This is a genomic window from Cerasibacillus sp. JNUCC 74, assembly GCF_053667775.1.
The window spans coordinates 552,279-572,802 of record NZ_CM132207.1 but is presented as its reverse complement, the minus strand read 5'-3'; the positions used below and the strand labels follow the sequence as shown (position 1 = coordinate 572,802).

The 20,524-nt window shown below is 34.4% G+C and carries 18 protein-coding genes and 1 pseudogene; 13 read left to right on the top strand and 6 right to left on the bottom strand.

All coding sequences use genetic code 11. From position 1 onward, the window contains the following. Window positions 1-208 precede the first annotated feature (208 nt). The 5 genes from treC (at window position 209) to JNUCC74_RS02635 (ending at window position 6,637) form a co-directional block, all read left to right on the top strand. Entirely contained in the window at window positions 209-1,873 is a 1,665-nt protein-coding gene (treC, locus tag JNUCC74_RS02655; RefSeq protein WP_454066790.1) for an alpha,alpha-phosphotrehalase, read from the top strand. A gap of 130 nt (window positions 1,874-2,003) precedes the next feature. Next, window positions 2,004-2,711 (top strand): trehalose operon repressor, encoded by a 708-nt coding sequence (gene treR, locus JNUCC74_RS02650; RefSeq protein WP_077319313.1) that lies wholly within the window; start codon window positions 2,004-2,006, stop codon window positions 2,709-2,711. Between the two features lie 844 nt (window positions 2,712-3,555). Then, window positions 3,556-5,136: a Vga family ABC-F type ribosomal protection protein gene (locus JNUCC74_RS02645; RefSeq protein ID WP_454066789.1), complete on the top strand. Its 1,581-nt coding sequence runs from the start codon at window positions 3,556-3,558 to the stop codon at window positions 5,134-5,136. 460 nt (window positions 5,137-5,596) lie between these two features. Further along, complete coding sequence (locus JNUCC74_RS02640) at window positions 5,597-6,019, top strand: MarR family winged helix-turn-helix transcriptional regulator (RefSeq protein WP_077319311.1); 423 nt, start codon at window positions 5,597-5,599, stop codon at window positions 6,017-6,019. A gap of 12 nt (window positions 6,020-6,031) precedes the next feature. After that, window positions 6,032-6,637 (top strand): alpha/beta hydrolase, encoded by a 606-nt coding sequence (locus JNUCC74_RS02635; RefSeq protein WP_454066788.1) that lies wholly within the window; start codon window positions 6,032-6,034, stop codon window positions 6,635-6,637. A 1,097-nt stretch (window positions 6,638-7,734) separates the two neighbouring features. Here the strand turns inward: JNUCC74_RS02635 and JNUCC74_RS02630 are convergent. Both JNUCC74_RS02630 and JNUCC74_RS02625 read right to left on the bottom strand, forming a co-directional pair. Beyond that, complete coding sequence (locus JNUCC74_RS02630; protein WP_454066787.1) at window positions 7,735-8,688, bottom strand: calcium/sodium antiporter; 954 nt, start codon at window positions 8,686-8,688, stop codon at window positions 7,735-7,737. Between the two features lie 585 nt (window positions 8,689-9,273). Continuing rightward, window positions 9,274-10,125 carry a VOC family protein gene (locus JNUCC74_RS02625; RefSeq protein WP_454066786.1) on the bottom strand — a complete coding sequence of 284 codons (852 nt, stop codon included), beginning with the start codon at window positions 10,123-10,125 and terminating at the stop codon, window positions 9,274-9,276. Window positions 10,126-10,867: 742 nt separating this feature from the next. On the opposite strand from JNUCC74_RS02625, the gene JNUCC74_RS02620 reads away from it, so the two are divergent. Beyond that, on the top strand, window positions 10,868-11,626 hold the full coding sequence (locus JNUCC74_RS02620; protein ID WP_454066785.1) for a DUF3891 family protein: 759 nt from the start codon (window positions 10,868-10,870) through the stop codon (window positions 11,624-11,626). A gap of 185 nt (window positions 11,627-11,811) precedes the next feature. Then, a complete protein-coding gene (locus tag JNUCC74_RS02615; RefSeq protein ID WP_454066784.1) occupies window positions 11,812-12,030 on the top strand; it encodes a hypothetical protein in 219 nt (72 codons plus the stop codon). A 575-nt stretch (window positions 12,031-12,605) separates the two neighbouring features. Here JNUCC74_RS02615 and JNUCC74_RS02610 read toward each other — a convergent pair. Next, on the bottom strand, window positions 12,606-12,902 hold the full coding sequence (locus tag JNUCC74_RS02610; protein WP_454066783.1) for a hypothetical protein: 297 nt from the start codon (window positions 12,900-12,902) through the stop codon (window positions 12,606-12,608). 217 nt (window positions 12,903-13,119) lie between these two features. Between JNUCC74_RS02610 and JNUCC74_RS02605 the strand changes: the two genes are divergently transcribed. Beyond that, complete coding sequence (locus JNUCC74_RS02605) at window positions 13,120-13,275, top strand: hypothetical protein (RefSeq protein ID WP_454066782.1); 156 nt, start codon at window positions 13,120-13,122, stop codon at window positions 13,273-13,275. Window positions 13,276-13,363: 88 nt separating this feature from the next. Next, entirely contained in the window at window positions 13,364-13,603 is a 240-nt protein-coding gene (locus JNUCC74_RS02600) for a DUF2599 domain-containing protein (RefSeq protein WP_454067817.1), read from the top strand. 427 nt (window positions 13,604-14,030) lie between these two features. Here the strand turns inward: JNUCC74_RS02600 and JNUCC74_RS02595 are convergent, their stop codons facing one another. Continuing rightward, the gene (locus tag JNUCC74_RS02595; protein ID WP_454066781.1) at window positions 14,031-14,249 is read right to left on the bottom strand and encodes a hypothetical protein; all 219 of its coding nucleotides are present in this window, start codon (window positions 14,247-14,249) and stop codon (window positions 14,031-14,033) included. A gap of 60 nt (window positions 14,250-14,309) precedes the next feature. Here JNUCC74_RS02595 and JNUCC74_RS02590 point away from each other — a divergent pair, with 60 nt between their 5' ends. The 4 genes and pseudogenes from JNUCC74_RS02590 to JNUCC74_RS02575 all read left to right on the top strand — a co-directional run bounded on the left by JNUCC74_RS02590 (window position 14,310) and on the right by JNUCC74_RS02575 (window position 17,724). After that, the gene (locus JNUCC74_RS02590; RefSeq protein ID WP_454066780.1) at window positions 14,310-14,483 is read left to right on the top strand and encodes a hypothetical protein; all 174 of its coding nucleotides are present in this window, start codon (window positions 14,310-14,312) and stop codon (window positions 14,481-14,483) included. Window positions 14,484-15,060: 577 nt separating this feature from the next. Beyond that, on the top strand, window positions 15,061-16,281 hold the full coding sequence (locus JNUCC74_RS02585) for a helix-turn-helix domain-containing protein (protein WP_454066779.1): 1,221 nt from the start codon (window positions 15,061-15,063) through the stop codon (window positions 16,279-16,281). Then, the gene (locus tag JNUCC74_RS02580; protein ID WP_454066778.1) at window positions 16,250-16,414 is read left to right on the top strand and encodes a hypothetical protein; all 165 of its coding nucleotides are present in this window, start codon (window positions 16,250-16,252) and stop codon (window positions 16,412-16,414) included. Before JNUCC74_RS02585 ends, JNUCC74_RS02580 begins: the two co-directional genes overlap by 32 nt. Window positions 16,415-16,504: 90 nt before the next feature. Then, window positions 16,505-17,724: pseudogene (locus JNUCC74_RS02575) on the top strand (IS256 family transposase). Window positions 17,725-18,100: 376 nt separating this feature from the next. Here JNUCC74_RS02575 and JNUCC74_RS02570 read toward each other — a convergent pair. Beyond that, window positions 18,101-18,664 (bottom strand): imm11 family protein, encoded by a 564-nt coding sequence (locus JNUCC74_RS02570; protein ID WP_454066777.1) that lies wholly within the window; start codon window positions 18,662-18,664, stop codon window positions 18,101-18,103. Then, the gene (locus JNUCC74_RS02565) at window positions 18,661-20,277 is read right to left on the bottom strand and encodes a T7SS effector LXG polymorphic toxin (RefSeq protein WP_454067816.1); all 1,617 of its coding nucleotides are present in this window, start codon (window positions 20,275-20,277) and stop codon (window positions 18,661-18,663) included. The genes JNUCC74_RS02570 and JNUCC74_RS02565 overlap by 4 nt, the downstream gene beginning before the upstream one ends. Window positions 20,278-20,524: the final 247 nt, after the last annotated feature.

Genomic DNA, 20,524 nt, shown 5'->3' with positions numbered 1-20,524 from the left:
TACTGTGATGTGCACAAAGTGCGATTACCGAAGAAATTAGGGTTGACTTCATTTTACACTTAAAACGTTGAAACTTTCTTAATACCATGGAATAACCTACCGAGTTGCATTGGGTGCCGTGATCTCTCACTTAGAGTTCTTCGTATTTCCTTGAAATAGCGTCTTACGGCACCTTAGATGCGAAAAAAACAGCTAATGAGGTGTTAACATGAATGAAGCTTGGTGGAAACAAGCTGTAGTTTATCAGATTTATCCAAAGAGTTTTTTTGATACAACTGGAAATGGCATAGGTGACTTACAAGGCATTATCCAAAAGCTTGATTACCTTAAGGAATTAGGAGTAGATGTTCTTTGGCTCACTCCTGTCTATCAATCACCACAAAAAGATAATGGGTATGATATTAGTAACTACTATGCGATTGATCCGCTTTATGGAACGATGAATGATTTTGAAGAATTATTAACAGAGGTTCACCATCGCCATATGAAGCTCATTATGGATCTAGTTATTAACCATACTTCAACAGACCATATCTGGTTTAAAGAAGCAGCTAAATCTAAAGATAACCCATATCGTGATTTCTACATTTGGAAAGATCCAGTAAATGGCGGTCCACCAAATAACTGGTTATCTAAATTTGGTGGCTCTGCTTGGGAATATCATGAAAAAACAGATCAATATTATTTACATCTATTTGATAAAACACAAGCTGACTTAAACTGGGAAAATCCTCAAGTCCGGAAAAAAATATATGAAATGATACAATTTTGGGCAAACAAAGGAATCGATGGCTTCCGCCTTGATGTGATCAATTTAATTTCCAAAGACCAGTGTTTTCCTAATGATGACCAAGGAGATGGACGGAGATTTTATACAGATGGACCGAGAATTCATGAATTTTTACATGAATTAAATCAAACAGTGTTTGAACCAAACGATATGATGACAGTTGGCGAAATGTCATCAACTTCATTGGATAATTGTATTCTCTATACTAGGCGTGACCGCCAAGAATTAAATATGACCTTTCAATTCCACCATTTGAAGGTCGATTATCCAAACGGGAAAAAGTGGACAACAGCTCCTTTTAACTTTATCCAATTAAAGGAAATTCTTAATAATTGGCAAGTCGGCATGTACGAAGGTGGTGGATGGAATGCATTATTTTGGTGTAATCATGACCAACCCAGGATTGTCTCCCGTTTCGGAAATGACGGGGAATATCATGCTGAATCAGCAAAAATGCTTGCTACAACCCTGCATATGATGCAAGGTACTCCTTATATTTATCAAGGAGAAGAGTTGGGAATGAAAAATGCCGGGTTTACTTCCGTCAACCAATATCGTGATGTAGAATCATTAAATGCTTATAAGCAGTTAAAGAAAGAAGGTAAATCAGAAACAGCTATTATTAAAATTCTTCAGCAAAAATCTAGAGATAATGCTCGAACGCCTATGCAATGGTCATCAACGAAAAATGCCGGATTTACAACTGGTACACCTTGGATTCCTTTAGCACAGGACTACAAAACGATTAATGCTAAAAAGATGATGGAAAAACCGAACTCTATCTTTAAACATTATCAGAAACTAATTTCTTTACGAAAAAAATATGATATCATTACTTATGGAGACTTTAAGATGATCGATATCCATCATCTAAATGTTTTTGCATATTCACGAAATTGGCAGAATGAAAGCTTAGTCGTAATAAGCAATTTTTATGATACGGATACGGAAATTACTATTGATGATTTACGGAATGAAAAAGCGATTATTCTTCTGTCCAATTATTCTGATTCGCCTTCTAAATTAGGCACCATACCATTACGACCTTATGAGTCCATTATTTATTATTTAATAAATAACTGATTCAACATTTTCTGGTTGAATCTATTTTGTCTCATGCCGTCAACCTTGTAAAAGGCAGTCTAGCTCTTTTTCGTTATCCATATCATAATGGAGCTTGCTGCCTATTATCGTAAATAAAGAGGTTATAACGATGCAAAAGAAATATTTAATGATTTATCATGATTTAGTTGAACAGATTAATAACGATATGTTACCAACATCTTCCTTACTCCCTTCCGAAAACGACTTAGCCGAAATTTATCAAACATCGAGAGAAACGATTCGAAAAGCATTACATTTATTATCACAGCATGGCTATATTCAAAAAATACGGGGAAAAGGGTCGATTGTTATTGACCGTCCACGACTTGATTTTCCAGTCTCAGGAATTGTCAGCTTTAAAGAATTAGCAAAAAAATTAAACTTAGATGCTAAAACAACAGTGATTCAGATGGAAGAAGTAAAACGTTCCAGTCCCATATATAAAACAATCAATACAAAGGACAAAATTTGGAACGTTATTCGCGTAAGAACGATTGATGGAGAAAATGTCATTTTAGACAAAGATTATTTTATCGAATCGATTATTCCTATGCCTCGTATAGAAACATGCGAGCGATCTATTTACGATTATATTGAGCATGAACTTGGTCTTTCCATTAGCTTTGCTCAAAAAGAAATTACCGTTGAAGAACCAACTAAACAAGACAGGAAATTATTGGATTTAAAACACCATACGAATACTGTTGTGATCAAAAGTTTAGTTTACTTAGAGGATGCGAGACTATTTCAATTTACGGAATCTCGACATCGACCCGATAAATTTAAGTTTGTAGACTTTGCAAGAAGAATTAATTAAAAATCTTGTCCTATAAGCTTAAGTGGATAGACAATAGCAATTATTTTCTATATAATGGTACTAACAATAACGGAAAGGGTGACCCAATTACATGATTTATTAATCCTATTTACTGAAATAAATGGATAAGGAAGCGGCAATAACAACAGATATTGATCTGTTTATTCTTGCATGCAACTTATGAACATTTCAGAATAGGATGATGCTCGATGTAATTGGTAACGATCTTTATTCTTTTATGTACTCCTCTCTTTACATCTATATTGTGTAAATAGACTAAGTGGCATAATGGAATACGTATCTTTAACCATACTTATCTGCGATGCCTCCTATTCTGGGATGAATAGGAGGCTTTTTTGTATGTAAAAAACAAAAGCTAGAAACGCTCAGGGGTGCAACGTACAAACGGAAGAACTTTTGACAAGGTAAAGCGAAAACTTCATTCCGTGCTTTTTACACGGAATGTCAGTCTACAAGGGGATTTCCTAAAAGCCTTTGAAGGAATGGATTTAGGAGCCATTTCTCTTATAAAGTCTTCAAAATAATAAGCAGATTTTTGAAACGTCTCCTTACATTTGGGACAGAACATGCCAATAAATCAGGCATATGTCGACGGTAAGCCCGTTTTAGTCGGTCTTCATTTAGTATTGAGCCGATGTTAACTTATCGTAGGAAGCAGTTTCAAGTTTGCTTCGCTTAAGCACTTGAGACGACGAAGATACTTTTCAAAAAGTTATCTACAATGTATAAAAAAAGACGACAATAATTAAACATGCAATGAAGCCTCTTACATCTAATCACTTGGTAATAGCCAAGTTTTCAGCCTATATGAGGAGATGAACGTATGCGTTTATTAGAAGCGAGAAATTTAATTCACTATATAAAAGATCGAAAATTAATTGAAATCGAATCACTAGCTGTCCATAAAGGAAATCGTATTGGTTTGGTTGGGAAAAACGGCAGTGGAAAAACAACATTGTTACAAATTCTTGCAAAAGAAACTGTACCGGAAACGGGAAAAATTATAACCCATGGAACAATCGAATTAGTTCCACAATTGAAACGTATGATTACGACAAAAAGTGGTGGCGAAGTAACTCAAGAATATATTAACAGAGCCCTAGCTAACCAGGCAGATATCTTATTAGCAGATGAACCAACAACGAATTTAGATACATGGCACATTGAAAAATTAGAAACACAGCTAAAAAAATGGAAAGGCGCACTAATTATTGTTTCCCATGATCGCGAGTTTCTTGATGCATTGTGTACAACGATATGGGAACTGGAAGATGGCTATGTAACGGAATATAAAGGAAATTACTCTCATTATCAGGAACAGAAGAACATGCAGCTAAATCAGCAGCAACAGGCTTATGAAAATTATATAGCCAAGAAAACACAATTAGAAGAAGCGCTTCAATTAAAAGAGCAAAAAGCACAGCGAGCAACAAAGAAACCAAAGCAAACAAGCAGTTCAGAAGCAAAAATTACAGGTGCCAGGCCTTATTTTGCAAATAAACAAAAGAAATTACGAAAAGCAGCTAAAGCGATTGAAACAAGACTGGAAAAGCTGGAACAGGTAGAAAAAGTAAAGGAAACGCCACCAGTCAAGATGAACTTGCCATATGCAGACAAACTACACGGAAGAACTCTTCTACGAGTAGAAGATCTAAAGGGTGTTATTGGTCAACGTCTCCTATGGAATCCCGTTAGCTTCCATGTTAAAGTTGGAGATAAAATTGCCATTATTGGACCTAATGGCAGCGGCAAGACAACATTAATCAAAAACCTCATGCAAGAAAATGATCAAGTTCGTCATGCTCCAGCAATGAAAGTCGGCTACTTTAGCCAAAATCTAGATATACTTGAAACGAACAAAACAATTTTAGAGAATGTAAGCAACACATCCAGTCAAAATGAAACACTGATTCGAACGGTACTAGCAAGACTGCATTTTCACAGAGACGATGTTTATAAACATGTAAACGTTCTAAGCGGAGGAGAACGGGTAAAAGTAGCATTTGCTAAACTATTTGTTAGTGATATTAATACACTCATTCTTGATGAGCCGACAAATTTTCTTGATATTGAGGCAGTAGAAGCTTTAGAAGAACTGCTTGTAAATTATGAAGGAACCGTATTGTTTGTTTCCCATGACCGGAGATTTATTAAAGCCATTGCAAATCGCTTGATTGCCTTCGGAGGGAATAAAAAGATCACTGTGTTTGAAGGGTCTTATGACGCCTATAAAAATGACTTCTCTAAACCACAGGAAGACATGATCGAACAACAATTAATCGTAGTGGAAACGAAGCTGACCGAAGTGCTGAGCAAATTAAGTATAGAGCCTTCTGATAAACTGGAAGAAGAATTTCAAGAACTGTTGAAGCAAAAAAGAAACTTAAAAATGCAAAGAGAATGATACATTGTCTTGCATCAGTGGGGGGTCTTTTATCCCTCACTGATTATTAGAATAAACAGAATCGGGTAAACAGAATCGGGCATTTGACTTGCAGTTGGACTACGTATCGTCCAAGATTTCACCTCCGCATGGAAGGGCAGGTCTTACTGCCAGTTACATGCGGGCTAATGATGTAAGAAAGATGATATTGCACCTAAACTAAGCAATATCATCTTTTCATTCAGCTTAAAAAAGGGATAAGGGTTAACTCTTAAAAGTAATGTATAAAAATATACGTAAAATCAACGGCACCATTAACCATTTTCTATGGGTAGAAACATGAAGGTAAAAATTAACGTTTCAGCTTTTCCCTGTTCTATACCTTTCTCTTCCGGTATTTCATATACTTTGACAGCCTAAACAGAATAGATTATATTTAATTAAGAATATATTAATTCAATACAAACAAGGTGGAACGATGATGCAAGAGAATCTTTCATTAAAGGCTTTTGTCGTATTAGTCAAAGCCTCAAAAGCACTACAAGAACGAATGATGCAGGATATAAAAAACTACGGAATGAAAACATCTGAATTTACTATTCTTGAAACCCTGTATCATAAGGGAAAGCAAACGGTTCGGGAAATATCGGAAAGTGTCCTGATTAAAACTGGTTCTATTACATATGTTATTGACAAATTAGAACAGAAAGGATTATTAAAAAGACAACATTGTCAAGAAGATCGGCGCGTTGTCTATATCGATATTACCAATGAAGGAAAAAAATTAATGGATGAAATTTTTCCAAAGCATCAGAAAATAATGGAAGACTTGTTTGCTGGCATTAGTGATCAACAAAAACAGACCGTGATAAATGTTTTAAAAACGGTAGGAAAACGAGCTTAAAGGAGGAACAGGATGAAACATATTTTTCAGCGAGGAAGTGACCAATCGAAACCGACTTTCCTGTTACTACACGGTACTGGAGGCACCGAACGGGATCTAATACCGCTTGCAACTGAAATTGATGCGGGAGCTAATATTCTTAGTGTACGAGGAAATATACTCGAAAATGGAATGCCCCGTTTTTTTAGACGCTTAGCCGAAGGTATTTTTGATGAAGAAGATTTAGTATTTCGAACAGAAGAATTACTTAATTTCCTAAATAAAGCCGCTGTAACATACAACTTTGCTCGTGATCACATATTTGCCATTGGTTATTCTAATGGTGCAAATATTGCTGCAAGCTTATTATTTCACCATCAGGATGCCCTGCGGGGAGCGATTTTGCATCATCCAATGGTTCCAAGACGCGGCATTGAGTTACCTGATTTATCTAAAGTCGATGTATTTATTGCAGCAGGAACAAATGATCCTATTTGCCCCGCTCAAGAATCAGAAGATCTTAAACAGTTGTTACAGGATGCTTCAGCAAATGTACATTTACATTGGGAAAATAGCGGGCATCAATTGACATTAAGAGAAGTACAGGAAGCAGCTAAATGGTATCGACAGCTTAACTAGGATGGGTCACCATTCTAGTAGAACTCCGATTTAAGAAAAGCGGAAGAGAATCTTTATATGGATTTAGGAATCTTTCTGTGATCGTATAGATGATTGGAAAAAGGTGATTCATTTTACTACAATCATAACGTGAATCTTCATTCAGTAGGAGTTTTCCTCCATCTCCTACTGATGTTAGTTTACCGAATCGGGAATTTAGGTGTCGTTATCTCCCACTTAGACTTCTGTGTACGTACAACTCTTAAAGTCAGAAAAAAATAAGCCATAAAGATTGCTTGTAAAGATTTAAGAATTTGGTGTATCTTAAATAAGATGAGGTGGTAATATGGATAAATACGAGATCTCTTTTTCTTTTAGTAAAAAGGATGCATTCGTATTTCTGATCATGTACTTATTTTTTTATGGCGTGTTCAATTTCGTTTCACTTTTTTTAAAAGATATATTTACTTTAATGTTTAAGTAGTGGATAGGAATAAGTACCATACATTTTGGTTCATTATTCCTTTTTATTTTGATTACTTTCATTATGGTGTTTGTCAATGGTAAGCGGAATAAAGTGAGCATCAAGGAATTGACAAACGCACTACACCCGACCCTCTTGGCGTTTGACATTCATTTTTACGGCTCCTTATAGGAAATAAAGTTTTTTATCCCCCACACCGTTGTTAGTACCTCAAGGGGGGAGCTAATCCTCTGAATAGAATCGGATATTTCATTTACAGTTAGGTCTCACACCTTTCATTTCACCTCGTAGCATGGAAGAACAAGTCTAACTACCAGCTATATTCGGGATAAAAAGGTATCCATCCTGAAAAATCATTGGCAATTACAAAAAACAGTGGAAAAAGGTATACTAACCGATGTTTTAATGGTAAATAAGTTTTATTCTTTTTAAAAGATGAGGAACATATGAAGTTTCCATACATTACATTAGGAAACAAAGTTAAATACAAATAATCGAATGATGAAAGACGCTTGGAAAGAAACCCCCAAGCGTCTTATTGCTGATTGCTAATTCTTATGCAGTTTGTATGTATAATACCATATTTGAAATTTCTCCGTATATCTAGAGTTGCTTAAAACAACGCTCCACTTTTTTAATTTCGAATAATAATATAAGTTAAATACAAAATATAACCTATAACAAGGATGAAGCCTTCCGCTTTTCCAATTTTGTAGTTAGTTCGTGAAAAGATAAGCAATAAGACTGTTAGCACAATCATCAAAATAATATCCGTGATAACTTTGCTATTTACCTGAAGCGGACTTATTACCGCAGAAACTCCTAAAACAAATAATATATTAAAGATATTACTCCCTACAATATTTCCTAATGCGATTTCACTTTCCTTCTTCAAAGCAGCAGCAATCGATGTAACTAACTCTGGAAGGGAGGTTCCAATCGCAATGATCGTCAAGCCTACAAGTGCCTCACTCATTCCCCAAGCATAGGCAATTTCTTTTCCATTATCAACTACCATTTGTCCGCCAATGATAATACCGGCTAGTCCAAGTACTGTAATAAAAATATTTTTTCCCCATTGAATATCACTTGGAACATCTTCTTTCACCGAGACTTGTCTGCTTTTTAAAGCTACCTCGATAACATAGTACATGAAAACGGAGAAAAACAGTAAAAAGATTAACCCATCACTTCGAGATATGTAATTTATGTTAAATTCCTCTAAAAACGTATCACTAATTAGAACAAGCAAAGCAATACTCGCCAGCAATGTAAATGGAATTTCTTTACGAATCGTTTCATTTTGCACTTTAATTGGAAATAAAATTGTAGCTAGCCCTACAACAAGGGTTAAATTAAAAATATTACTACCAACAACATTACCAATCGAAACATCGGCTGTGCCTTGCATAGCAGCAATAATACTTACTGTAGCTTCCGGAGAACTAGTACCAAATGCTACAATCGTTAACCCAATTAATATAGGGGGAATTCTTAACAATCTGGCAATATTGGAAGAACCGTCAACAAAGAAATCTGCTCCTTTAATTAATAAGGCAAAACCGAAAATTAATAGTAAATATGCCATGATTCATCTCCCTTTTGATTATTATTTTGTTACAAACCGGATATTATCATCAACGAAATATATGTAATTGCATAAACGATACTCCATACTATGCCCTATTCTTCGTTTCCCTAACCATTATTGAAAGTTCACTCTACAATTAGAAACTTGTTCTTTTGATATACCCAATTTTAAAAAATATATTTATAGTACGTGTTAACATTAAAGAAAGTATCAAAAAATGTAAACATATTTGTTAAAATTTTATTTACATTTATTCAAATGGAGTAAAACTATATCTCCTCATCCAAATAACTTTTTATCTCTACAGATAAAAAACGAAAGAAGCTCAAGAAATCTATTAAAAACTTATTCTTCTTCATGAAATAGAATATAAAAGCGTCTTAACCAGCTTGGCAAGCACTGGAACTCCGACGGGGAAGCCGTTGCTGCCACAGGAGGTTTGAAACAACATAGGGAAGCAAATCGCTTGAAACACTTAAGCTAGACGACGCTAATTTTCAAAAAAGTTAACACAGAAACGAATATATTTTCCTAAATAATAAAAAACATTTGCAAAAAATTAAGTGCAAATGTTCTACTTAACTATTCTGTTTTCAGATGAATCGTGTTACCTGAAGGATCTGCCACTTCGAGATAATCATCTCTACTGTTAATTGGTACTTTAAGTTCTACTAAGCATTTCTTTGCTCTCTCAATGGCTTGATTATCTGGCATAATGAAGCTAAACCACCCCAAGCCTGCACTATGTTGATCTGGTGCTGGAATTCCTTCTCCATTCCAACTATTAATTGCAATATGGTGATGATAATTTCCAGCTGCCATAAAGAGTGCTCCAGGATATTGGGATACAATCGATAAGCCGAGACCATCTACATAAAACTTTTTTGCTTCCTGCAAATTAGCTACATGTAAATGGATATGCCCTATAATTGTTTCCTTTGGAAGCTTTGTCCAATGATCACTTGTTTCGGCTAGTATTCCATTTATATCTAATGATTCTGTTACCATGGTTACTTGATCATGAACCCAGTTCCACTCTGTTGAAGGTCGATCATGATATACTTCGATGCCATTTCCATCCGGATCAGATAAATATAAGGCTTCACTAACAGCATGGTCAGCAGAACCGAATGGAATATTATATTGGGCACAGTGTTTTAGAAAAGATGCTAAATCCTTCCGACTTGGTAATAAGATAGCAAAATGATACAACCCCGTTCTTCCCATTTGCTTACTTACCACATTCTCGGGTTGTTCAATGGTAAGTAAAGGCGTTATCCCATCTGCTGTTAGCACTGCTTTTCGGTTTGATTTTTCAAGGACAGAAAAGCCAATAATATCTTGATAAAATGAAAGGGATTCTTTCAATCTTGTAACATGTAACTGAACTTCCCCAACGTATGTGACTAGATATTTAAAAAACTTCTTCTCCATTGATGATTCCCCCTCTTTAGTTGACAGTTTACCATTATATTTAACGATCCAATATATTTTGATTAGGTTACTTAACTTACTTTTTTATATACACTTATTAATTGTAAGTAATTATAGTTGTTATTACTTCCTATGTCAATATAATTATCTTTATTGAATTTTTAAAAATTAATAGTAAAATGGATAGCAATATTGAATTTATAAATTCAATTACAGTAATTTAATTAATTTATAAGTAAACCAATAAAGATTATGCTTTTAAAACAACAAATACGGGTAAGGGAATAATGAATGGAAGCTTACCTAGAGTAGAAACCTAATTTATTACATGAAAAACTTGAAAAGGTAAACTTATTCAATAGGAGTTTTCGTCCATCCCCTATTGATAGAGCTAGAATAAAGACTAGAATCTCGGACATCCTTGAAAAAGAAGTACACTTTTTCTGTGCGTACGCTATCGAAGCATACCCTGCCCTAGAAAAACTGCGATGCATCGTTGACATAGCTTTCTTTGTCTTGTTGACCCGAACGAATCGAGAATTTAGGTGCCGTCATCTCCCATTTAGACTTCTTTGTATCGTCTGCAACTCTTGAAGTGGAAGCCTCAAGGTGCCTTATATTCGGGATGAAACTTTACCAAGTCATCCAATTCTGTACTTATACTTTTCTTCTAAATGCAAAAAATCATAACTCTCTCGATTTGTAAACGAACTATAAATCAAAGAGGAAAGGAGGTTCACTTTTGGTCGTCAGAGCACATAAAAACGGTTATATCCTAATTGAACAAGACCATCATGCCCAAACTTCAGGTGATATGATTAAAAAATGGAAAGAAATTCACTTTCCTAAGTCAGAACATAAAGCGTCTGTGATTTATGCAATCGATAAGCATGATATTGGTTGGAAACCATTCGATCAGGAACCCTTTTGGAATGATCTAGCTGAAAAGCCATACAGCTTTATTGATTTTCCTAATTCCGCAAAAACAATGCTCTATGCTTCCGGTATTGATCAAGTAGAAGCAGTTGATTCATATGCAGGCTTACTTTGCAGTGTTCATTACACCCGCTTTCTAAAAGGTGATGCTTTCCCAATCAGTCGCAAATTTGTAAAACAAGAAAAGCAGCGACAACAGCGAATTATTCAAATGGCAGGAAATTTTGATTCTGAATTATTTGCTAAATATTATAGTCTGTTGCAGCTTTGTGATAATCTCTCTTTGTTTATTTGCCTTAATGAACCAGGAACCAATCAGCACCCTTTTTTTAAAGAAGGAATTCCATTACCGGCTAACTTAGAATCGTTTACAGGGGAAAAAATTAACCTTACTTGGAAAGATAAAACCACTGTTGCTCTATCCAATTTCCCATTTGTATCGGAAGTTTCCTTTTCCTATCCGTATAAATGGTTAGCTAAAGAAAGCATTGTAGGTAAAGGATTAATTCCAGCTTATCAGCAAGCTCCTTTCCGGGAAACTACAATCTCATTTGTACCGCATTAGTTAAGCTGGATATTGTCGCACTTTTTACTGTGAAACTCAATATCCCTCCTAGCCGGTTAAGTTTCAATAAGGATACACTACGAATGTTATACTGAACCTAGGTGAGGTGCCATTTAGAGAAAAGTTAATTTTTCTGATATATTAGATAATGTTGCATATACTAATATCCAAGAGGTGATGTTGGTATGTGTACGAAGGAGGACGAAGAAATGGCTCATGCAGTAGTTAAAAGTCCTAATAGACGTCAAATACAAAAAGAATATGATCAAATACTAAAAAATATATCCAAGAAGGTTGATATATCTAAACTTCCTAATAAAAAACCATTACGAGTTGATAAATATGGAAACGTTGATATATCTCCTGATCATCCTAATTATAAATTTTGGACGGAGGATGATTAATGAAGCCGGGTTATATATATGATTTAAATTTCCCCTATGAAAAAGGATCTGGGCAGGGCAAAAAAGACGCCCTGTCTTTCTTATTGTTGTCAAGGAGAAAGATGGAGACGTTTATGGGTTAAAAATAACATGAACACCACGTAAACAAAATCGGATTCAGATAAAAAATAGCCCTCATTCTGGATTAACTAAAACTTCATATGTTCAGATTGATAGGCTGGAACGATTTACTTTTTTTTGCAAACATAAAGGAGAGGGGATACTTAGATCCATTTGAGTTTATTGTGAATGCGTTTAATAATTATAAAAAATAGTTATGTAGTTTTCTAGTTTACATAACATATTATCGGAAGTTATAAATTCTGTCTCATTAGGTTTAGCATTCTTAACATATTGAGATATTTTAAAAAATTTGGATGAAATATTTTACAACAGTATTTGAGAGCGAACTTCCTGTTTCGTACCTCTTCGGCAATTACTGATTAGTATAGAAACAGGAAATGGCACTAGTCCAATCTAATAAAGAACTAATGACATTTACATTCCAATAGCGGTTTAACTATTGATTTTTAGTATTATTTACTTATTTTCTTTTTGTTTATAAAAAATAAACTTATTAAGAATACAATCCCTGAAATGATTGAAAGAATCAAATTCATAGAACCTGGTGACTTATTAAACTCATCAACTATAACTCCCTCTTGAAATAATAGCACCATGGCTATCACTAGGAAAAATACTGAGTTTAATAGCACATAATAATTACTCTTAATTTTATTCTGAAAAAAAGTTAAATATAGAAAATTTACTATTGTGAAAAATAGTATAAGATAAAATAAAGGCGCTAGCAAAGTAAATTCTTCTCCTAACATTTAAAGTCCTCCCTACCTCCTTAATCTTTTGTTACAATATTATAACATAAAATATTGACATTTTTACAAATAAATATAATCATTGCAATAAATAAAATAATTGGCGCAAAAGAGATGGAAAAGTGAAAAAAAACTTTGGGGTTCTTCCTTGTTTCTATTCTTATTTTTACTTTTACTGTTCCAATGACTGCGAATGCAGAAACTGTTGAGTTAGGTTATGAGTATACTCCAAAAAAAGCAAGTGAAATTGATTTTGCTGATGGGGATTCCTTTAGCTTTACTATCAGGTGATCCATTAAGTGAAGATACTGTTTATGCTGTGTATGAAACAACTGAAATTGATAGATTTGAACGAACATTTGGGAATGAATAACAGTGTAGCAACTGTAGCAGCTAAAAATCCGCTGACCAAATTTCCCGATTATTATTCCGATTCTAAATGGAGAAAATGATCAGACGGAATTACTTTATCCGTTTACCCTAAAAAACTTGCATGGACGAAACACCCTAATCCAGTCGTCCAAGCTCATTATGAAAAATACAGATGGCAAGTAATATATAATAAACATAAAGGGACTAAGAACTGGAAAAATACCGCAAGCATGAAGGCACAATTACGGGGCCATACTGAGACAGTAAGAGGTATAAAAAATCTATGGAATTTAGAGCCATGGCGAAAAAAACTAGTAATTACGCTTTAGTGCTTAAAAATGTTTGCAATCCCCCAAATAAATAATTAATCGATTGATTTCGGTATCGAAACCTAACAATCGATTATTTTACAACACCTAAAAATTTTAAAAGCTGTGGTCAATCGATCTCATTGACTACAGCTGTTTCATTTTCGCTTAGATTTTTTGGCTCTATGCTAAATAAAAAACTGTAACTGCGTGAGCAAGAGCCATAAGCATTCTTACTGACACAGTTTTTACAATCCCTAGTTAATTATCATTAAGTGGAAAATTTCTAGTTGCTGCCATAAAATTAGTTATAACAGCACCATCACTAGAGAAATGGATTTATCTTCTTTTATGTTTTGTATCAATCCTATCTGTTTGTTCTTTAACTTGTAATTTATCGTTTTCATTCAGAAAATCACTCCTTAGCTACCTTGTCGCCATTTCTAGTTCATTTTATGGAGCCATCTTCTCCAGTTACCTTGACAGTAAGGGTGCTCCCTTCTTTTATTGCTTTGTATTCATAACTATTACCTTCAACTACGATGTTTTCGGTATTAACTTCTTTTATACTTTTATGGGCAGATACTTCTGAGAATGATAAACTACTAAATAAAAGAAGCAAAACCAGTGATAAAGCGATTACATTAAACTTTAACTTTTTCTTCATAAATTCCTTATTATAATTAATATTTACAGCAAAATAATATGCAGAATGGGGGCAACATACATGAATGTTAAAAAAGTTAAATATTTCTTTCTCTGTTTATACTTAATTTTATTAGTTCTTAATGTTACTATTGGCGTCAGGAATGCTTTTTGGATTTTAATGGGAATGGTTCTTATTCAAACAATAGCGTATGCTATTGTTGAAAAATTAGATAAAGATACGAAAAAAAACTAGTAAATTTATCAACCTATTCAAAGGTAGTTAAGGAGATTTTATATGGAGTAGTGGGCATGATTGCATGTCTTATCTAATTTTACTGAGGTCTTGGATTGGAAATCATGCCCACAGAAACTCCGTAACAAACTAATTCGTTAAATCTTTTAGATTTGACACCCAACAATCCCTTGAAATCAATATTCTTGAAACGTTAATACAATAGGTTTGTTAGCTCCCACCACATTTTCTTACGGATTTTTTCTCAGTTTTTACTTATCTGTTATTCCTTCTAATTCTCTAATCCTTTTTCAATAACAATGATTCATTTTTACTAGAAAGGTTATTCTATTTTATCTTTGATCAGATGAACCTTTGTTTGAGCATACTCTTTATTAATTTTTTATGGCTCTTGGGGGTCTTCTATTATAAATATAAATTTAGACTATTTTAAATATCTATTTTTCCTTTTTAAAGAAAATAAACAGATATTAACCGTTTTTAATATGAAAAGCAAACAAAAATCTGATTATTTTCCCAACACTGATTATTTTAATTTGTGTTATAATAGGTAATGATTTATACGAGTAGAGTAGAGGTGATTAAGATAGAAACAGGTTCTTTAATTAAATTAGAACGAAAGAAGCGTAATATGACACAAGAAGAATTGTCAGAAGGCATTGTTTCGGTGTCTTATCTATCTAAAATAGAAAATAATAAGGCAGATGTAAACCCGAATACTATAAAATTACTTTGTAATCGTTTAGGGATAGAGATAAACGATAATGAAAAAAAATATTTAGAAGTAGAAAAAAAATGCAAAGAATGGTACGATATGCTGTTTGACAGGTATGATAAACGCGTTATGACAGAGAAGTATGAAGAATTACAACAGCTAATTAGTACTAACATTAACGACCAAGCGATAACGTTTGAAATACATAAAATTCGTTATTATATCGTTTTAAGGGATTTCAAAAAAGCCTTGAAGCAAATAAATGATCTCCATGAAATGGTAGACACATTTAGTGATACACATGCCTACTATTGGTATAAATTTAAAGGGGATTATTACTCATTCAAAGAAGACTACCAACAATCTATGCAATGTTACCAATTGGCAGAGGAAAAGATTCGCTTAGCAAACATTGACGAAGTCGAAATCGCCGATTTGCATTATGCCCTTTCAATCGCCCACAGCAAACTATTAAATGGGATGGAAGCTATTAATTATGCAAAGAAAGCAATGACTGTGTTTCAGCGTGATTACAATTTTGTGCGCTGTGCACAATGCCATATACTGTTAGGAATATCATATCAAAGAATTAAAATGAATGATATTGCGATAAAAAACTACAATCAGGCTATGCGCTTAGGTAAATTAGAAAATGATGAACAAATCATTCAGTTAACCCATCTTAATCTAGGTCGCTTTTATTTAATAGCAGGAGAATCAAAACAGTCCATTAAAAATTACTCACTTGCTTTAACAAGTGGAGATTTGGATTGTGGATCTAGATTAGAAGCTATTACTCGATTAATGCAATTTTCTTATAAAAACAGCGAATATTTGAAAGCAAAAGAATACTTACGATTGGGTGAAGATACACTTAGTCTGGTTAAAGGTGAAGAATATTATAGGTTCTACAACTACATTATCCAAGCATATGCAAAATTGTTTGCTGGTCATCTAGAGAAAAAGGGTAGGTATAAGGAAGCTATGCAGTATTATAAATTAGCAACTAGTAGTTATGACAAAATAATCAAATTAGGAGGAGGGATAGAAGATGAAAAAATTAGTAGTATCAGTGACATGTAGTATGTTACTTTTGGGCGGTTCATTGTTTGTAACTGTTGCTCATGAGAAACCATTACATGAACCTAAACCGACAGCATTTGAACCTAAACCAACAGCAACACCATATGAACCTAAACCAACGGGTCTAATCTAAGTCAATTAAAAAACTATAAACCATGATGCTATGAGAGCGTAAAAAGTTTTGTGTAAATGGATATACTTTCCAATAAGGAGATGATCATTTATGCAAGACTTTTTTCATGAGAAAACGGTTAAGGAATTGGCAAAAGAATGTCGTACTGTAGAAGATGTTCAAGAAATGATGAAGCGTTTATTTAAGGACACCATTCAACAAGTATTTGAAGCAGAGTTGGAGGAAGAGTTGGGTTATCAGAAACACAGCACGACCGGTAATAACACTGGCAATAGCCGAAACGGGTACAGTAAGAAGACGGTCAAATCTAAATATGGAGATACTGAATTGGATATTCCAAGAGACCGAAATGGTTATTATGAACCAAGAATTATTAAGAGGTATGAAACGACTGTCAATGGTATAGAGGATCAAATACTGGGATTATATGCAAAAGGCATGTCAACAAGGGATATTGAAAGCCAAATGCAGGATTTATATGGGATTGATGTTTCCCCTACCATGGTTAGCAAAGTAACCGATAAAATTATGCCTCTAGTCAAAGAGTGGCAATCCCGCCCACTTAACCGGGTTTATCCGATCGTATTTTTGGATGCCATCCATTTTAAAGTTCGAGATGAAAATAGAATCGTTAATAAAGCTGCATATAGTGTTTTAGGGATTAATATGGAAGGGCATAAAGAAATATTAGGCATCTGGATTGGGGAAAATGAAAGTGCTAGTTTTTGGCTAGGTGTATGTACAGATCTTAAAAACAGAGGTGTAGAAGATATCCTAATTGCTTGTAAAGACGGGCTTTCCGGCTTTTCAGAAGCCATAAGTTCTATATTTCCTCAAACAGAAATACAGTTGTGTGTGATCCATCAGATACGCAATCCATGAAATATGTCTCCTACAAGGAACAAAAAGAAGTGATGAAAGATCTGAAGAAAGTCTATCAAGCATTAACCTTAGAAGAAGCCGAAATGGCCTTTACTGCTTTCAAAGAAAAATGGGGGAAAAAGCACCCCATTATTATTCGATCTTGGGAGCAAAACTGGCTAGAATTAACCGCCTATTTCAGCTATCCAAGGGAAATTAGAAGGATCATTTACACGACGAACATTATCGAGGGGTATCATAGACAACTAAGAAAAGTTACAAAAACAAAATCCGCTTTCCCATCTGATGATGCATTAAGAAAGATGATTTACCTGGCAACCATGGATATTACGAAAAAATGGACTATGCCGGTACAAGGATGGAAAGAATGTATATCACAGCTCGCCATTCATTTTGGAGAGCGTCTAGAAACCGAACTTTCCCTATAATCCTAAGTTTGGTTCCGGCTTGACATGGAGCCTCTGCGGGCGTGATGAATTGGCGATGGAGATACCTTTAAAAAACAAAGCTATCGCCAACGCAAAAGCGAGCGTATCACGCCCGCTTCTCCACATAAAGCCTTTCTATTTTATTATGTGCAATTACCGTTTACACAAAATAGTTTATACTCCCATTGGCGATGGAGATACCTTTAAAAAACAAAGCTATCCCAACGCAAAAGCGAGCGTATCACGCCCGCTTCTCCACATAAAGCCTTTCTATTTTATTATGTGCAATTACCGTTTACACAAAATAGTTTATACTCCCGATGCTATTCGATGGTTTATAGTTTTTTAATTGACAATATGTTTAGCTTCCTTTCCTCTAGGACACTACTTTAACTTCCAAAAAGTCACAACCAGTGATATTGTGCTGTTCAATTAGCTCCTTTACTTTTTCTGATACAAATATTGGAATTTCGTCTCCTTTTAACTTAAATATATGTTTGCCGTTAATCTTGTTTTCATTTAAGGCATATTTTCTAATAGAAACGAATTTCTCACCATTTTTTAAAAATCTAATACTACAGTCGCTATTTTTTAAATTAATTGCATCAATTACATCTAGTACATTAACTACAACATATTCATCTAATCTTTTGTTATTCTCTAAATTCACTAAGTTTACAGGTAAATACTGAGCTCTTACTTCTAATCTCTCTATTATGTTCTTAAACTTTTTAGATACGAGAAACCACCCCAAATCATTTGATAAATAATCAGTAAACCTGTTCCCTTCCTGCAAATCGAAATAAAACGTCATATCAGCGTTCCAGTTATTTATAAATTTCCCCATATCTACCTCATATTCAAATCCATGTGTATCCTCAATACGACAAACGACATCGTCCTCACCACCATAATCTTCCATTAACTTAAAGTATCTCATTTTGATTTCCCCCTCCAATAATCTTTATATAGCATGTCTGGATATTCCTTAACTTCTTGTTTTAAGTCTTTAAATAACTCTAGGAACGTCTCTTTATCTCCTTTTGCTTTCACATCATATTCTCGTAACTTTCTTAAAACATAATCATGATAAGCATAAGGGTGTCTGCCTTGATGAGGAAGTAGTTCTTTATTCCAATCACCATCTAAATCCAAACCATATTTTTTAGTGATCTTTTCAATTTTTGGAGTGTATTTTTTACTCTTGTTAGTTGCATAGTGATGTCTTTGCAGGGGTTTTCGCTTTGCAGTTATTCCACCCTTATTCACAAATTTAATTGTTCCGCCAGCTTTAATCAACTTTAGAACTTTACCATGGGGAATAATAGAAGCACCTGCTATTATCCTTTCCTTTTTAGATGCTTCTGAATCCAAAATAGTATTAACGTCATCTAAAATAAGAAAGTCCGCTGTTTCTTTTACAGCCGTTGCACCAAATTCTCCTGCTTTTACAAATGTATCTTTCACACCATCGGCAGCCTTTTCTAACCAGCTTTTTTCCAGCTCTTTTGGCTTATATCGATTCGCTGGAATCGTACTAACTAGTTCATAGTTTACACCTGTTTCTGATTTGAACTTCCTTACAATTCTACCATCAGCTAAGGTGTAATAAGTTCCTTGCCTTACTCCCTTGTAATCCGAAACCTTTACTTTTGAAACAACGAGATGTTCGATTGTTGAAAACTCATTTGCAGTTAAACTATCCCCCGTTGCTGCTAAAGTAGCATGTATAGCCCGATAGCTGTAATCCATTGTTTTCAGTCCAAAATGTTTCTGCAAATAGTTAATCGGAATCGCTGCTAGTGGGATAAACTTCGAAAATAGACGTTTGCCAAGTTCCCCCATGATGACTTCTAAGTCTATGGCATTTTTTCCAGCCTTTTTCATGAGACCTTGCATCAGCTGCTGATGAATCTTTTGATCAGCTATCTTTCTTGCCTGGTACGTTGCAATATTTATCTGACCGTTGTTCCCTAGTTCTCTAATTCGACTTACGTAGTTTTTCATTGTATGGAGATCTTGTTCCACAGGCTCTAGCTTAGCTGTATTATGTCGATCAAATAGATACAGCTTTTCAATGGCCTTGTGCGTCATTTTCTTTGCATGTTGTACTTTATCCAAGAACTCCCCATCATCTAAATCCCTAACATCAATAATATCTCTGACCGATCGGAGGACAGCATTTGCCTCATCGGTTAGCATCATTGCAACATGTTCTGCCCGTTTAAGTCCTCGTTGAACACCACCCGCAAGAAAATCCTCTCGAATAACTCCATTCCTGTCTGGTTCCAGTTCATTAATTGATTGTTTTATTTCCCGTAATGTATTCGAATAATTGTCAATGAACCCCTCTAGAAACAACAGAAACGGCTGGTGTACCTCTTTGTAAAAGGTTCGAATAGAATTAGCTGTCTTCCCTTTAAAAGATTCTTCTAAGGCGATAATGCCTTCTATACTTTTCTGGATGTTTTTGATTTGTGTATGTATATGTTCTAGTTGCGCTAATGTTTGGTCGAGAAGGCTATGACATTCCCCTACATAAAGCGCTTTAATTTACATCTCCTCCCATCACAGATGAAACTCAATTCCCCCTTTAGTTGCATTATACTAAAAGTACGGAATATATTAAATTGTTTATTTATAAAGCATATAAAAAAAGAAGGAGAGTTAACCCTTCTTTTTTTTACACATATTAAACATCTTTGCTTTAGGTATAGACTCTTGAAGCCTTCCTTCTTTTGCTTTTCGTAAAAATAATAAATTTTAGACAGTCACTTTTAAAAAGTTGATGAAATTTGTC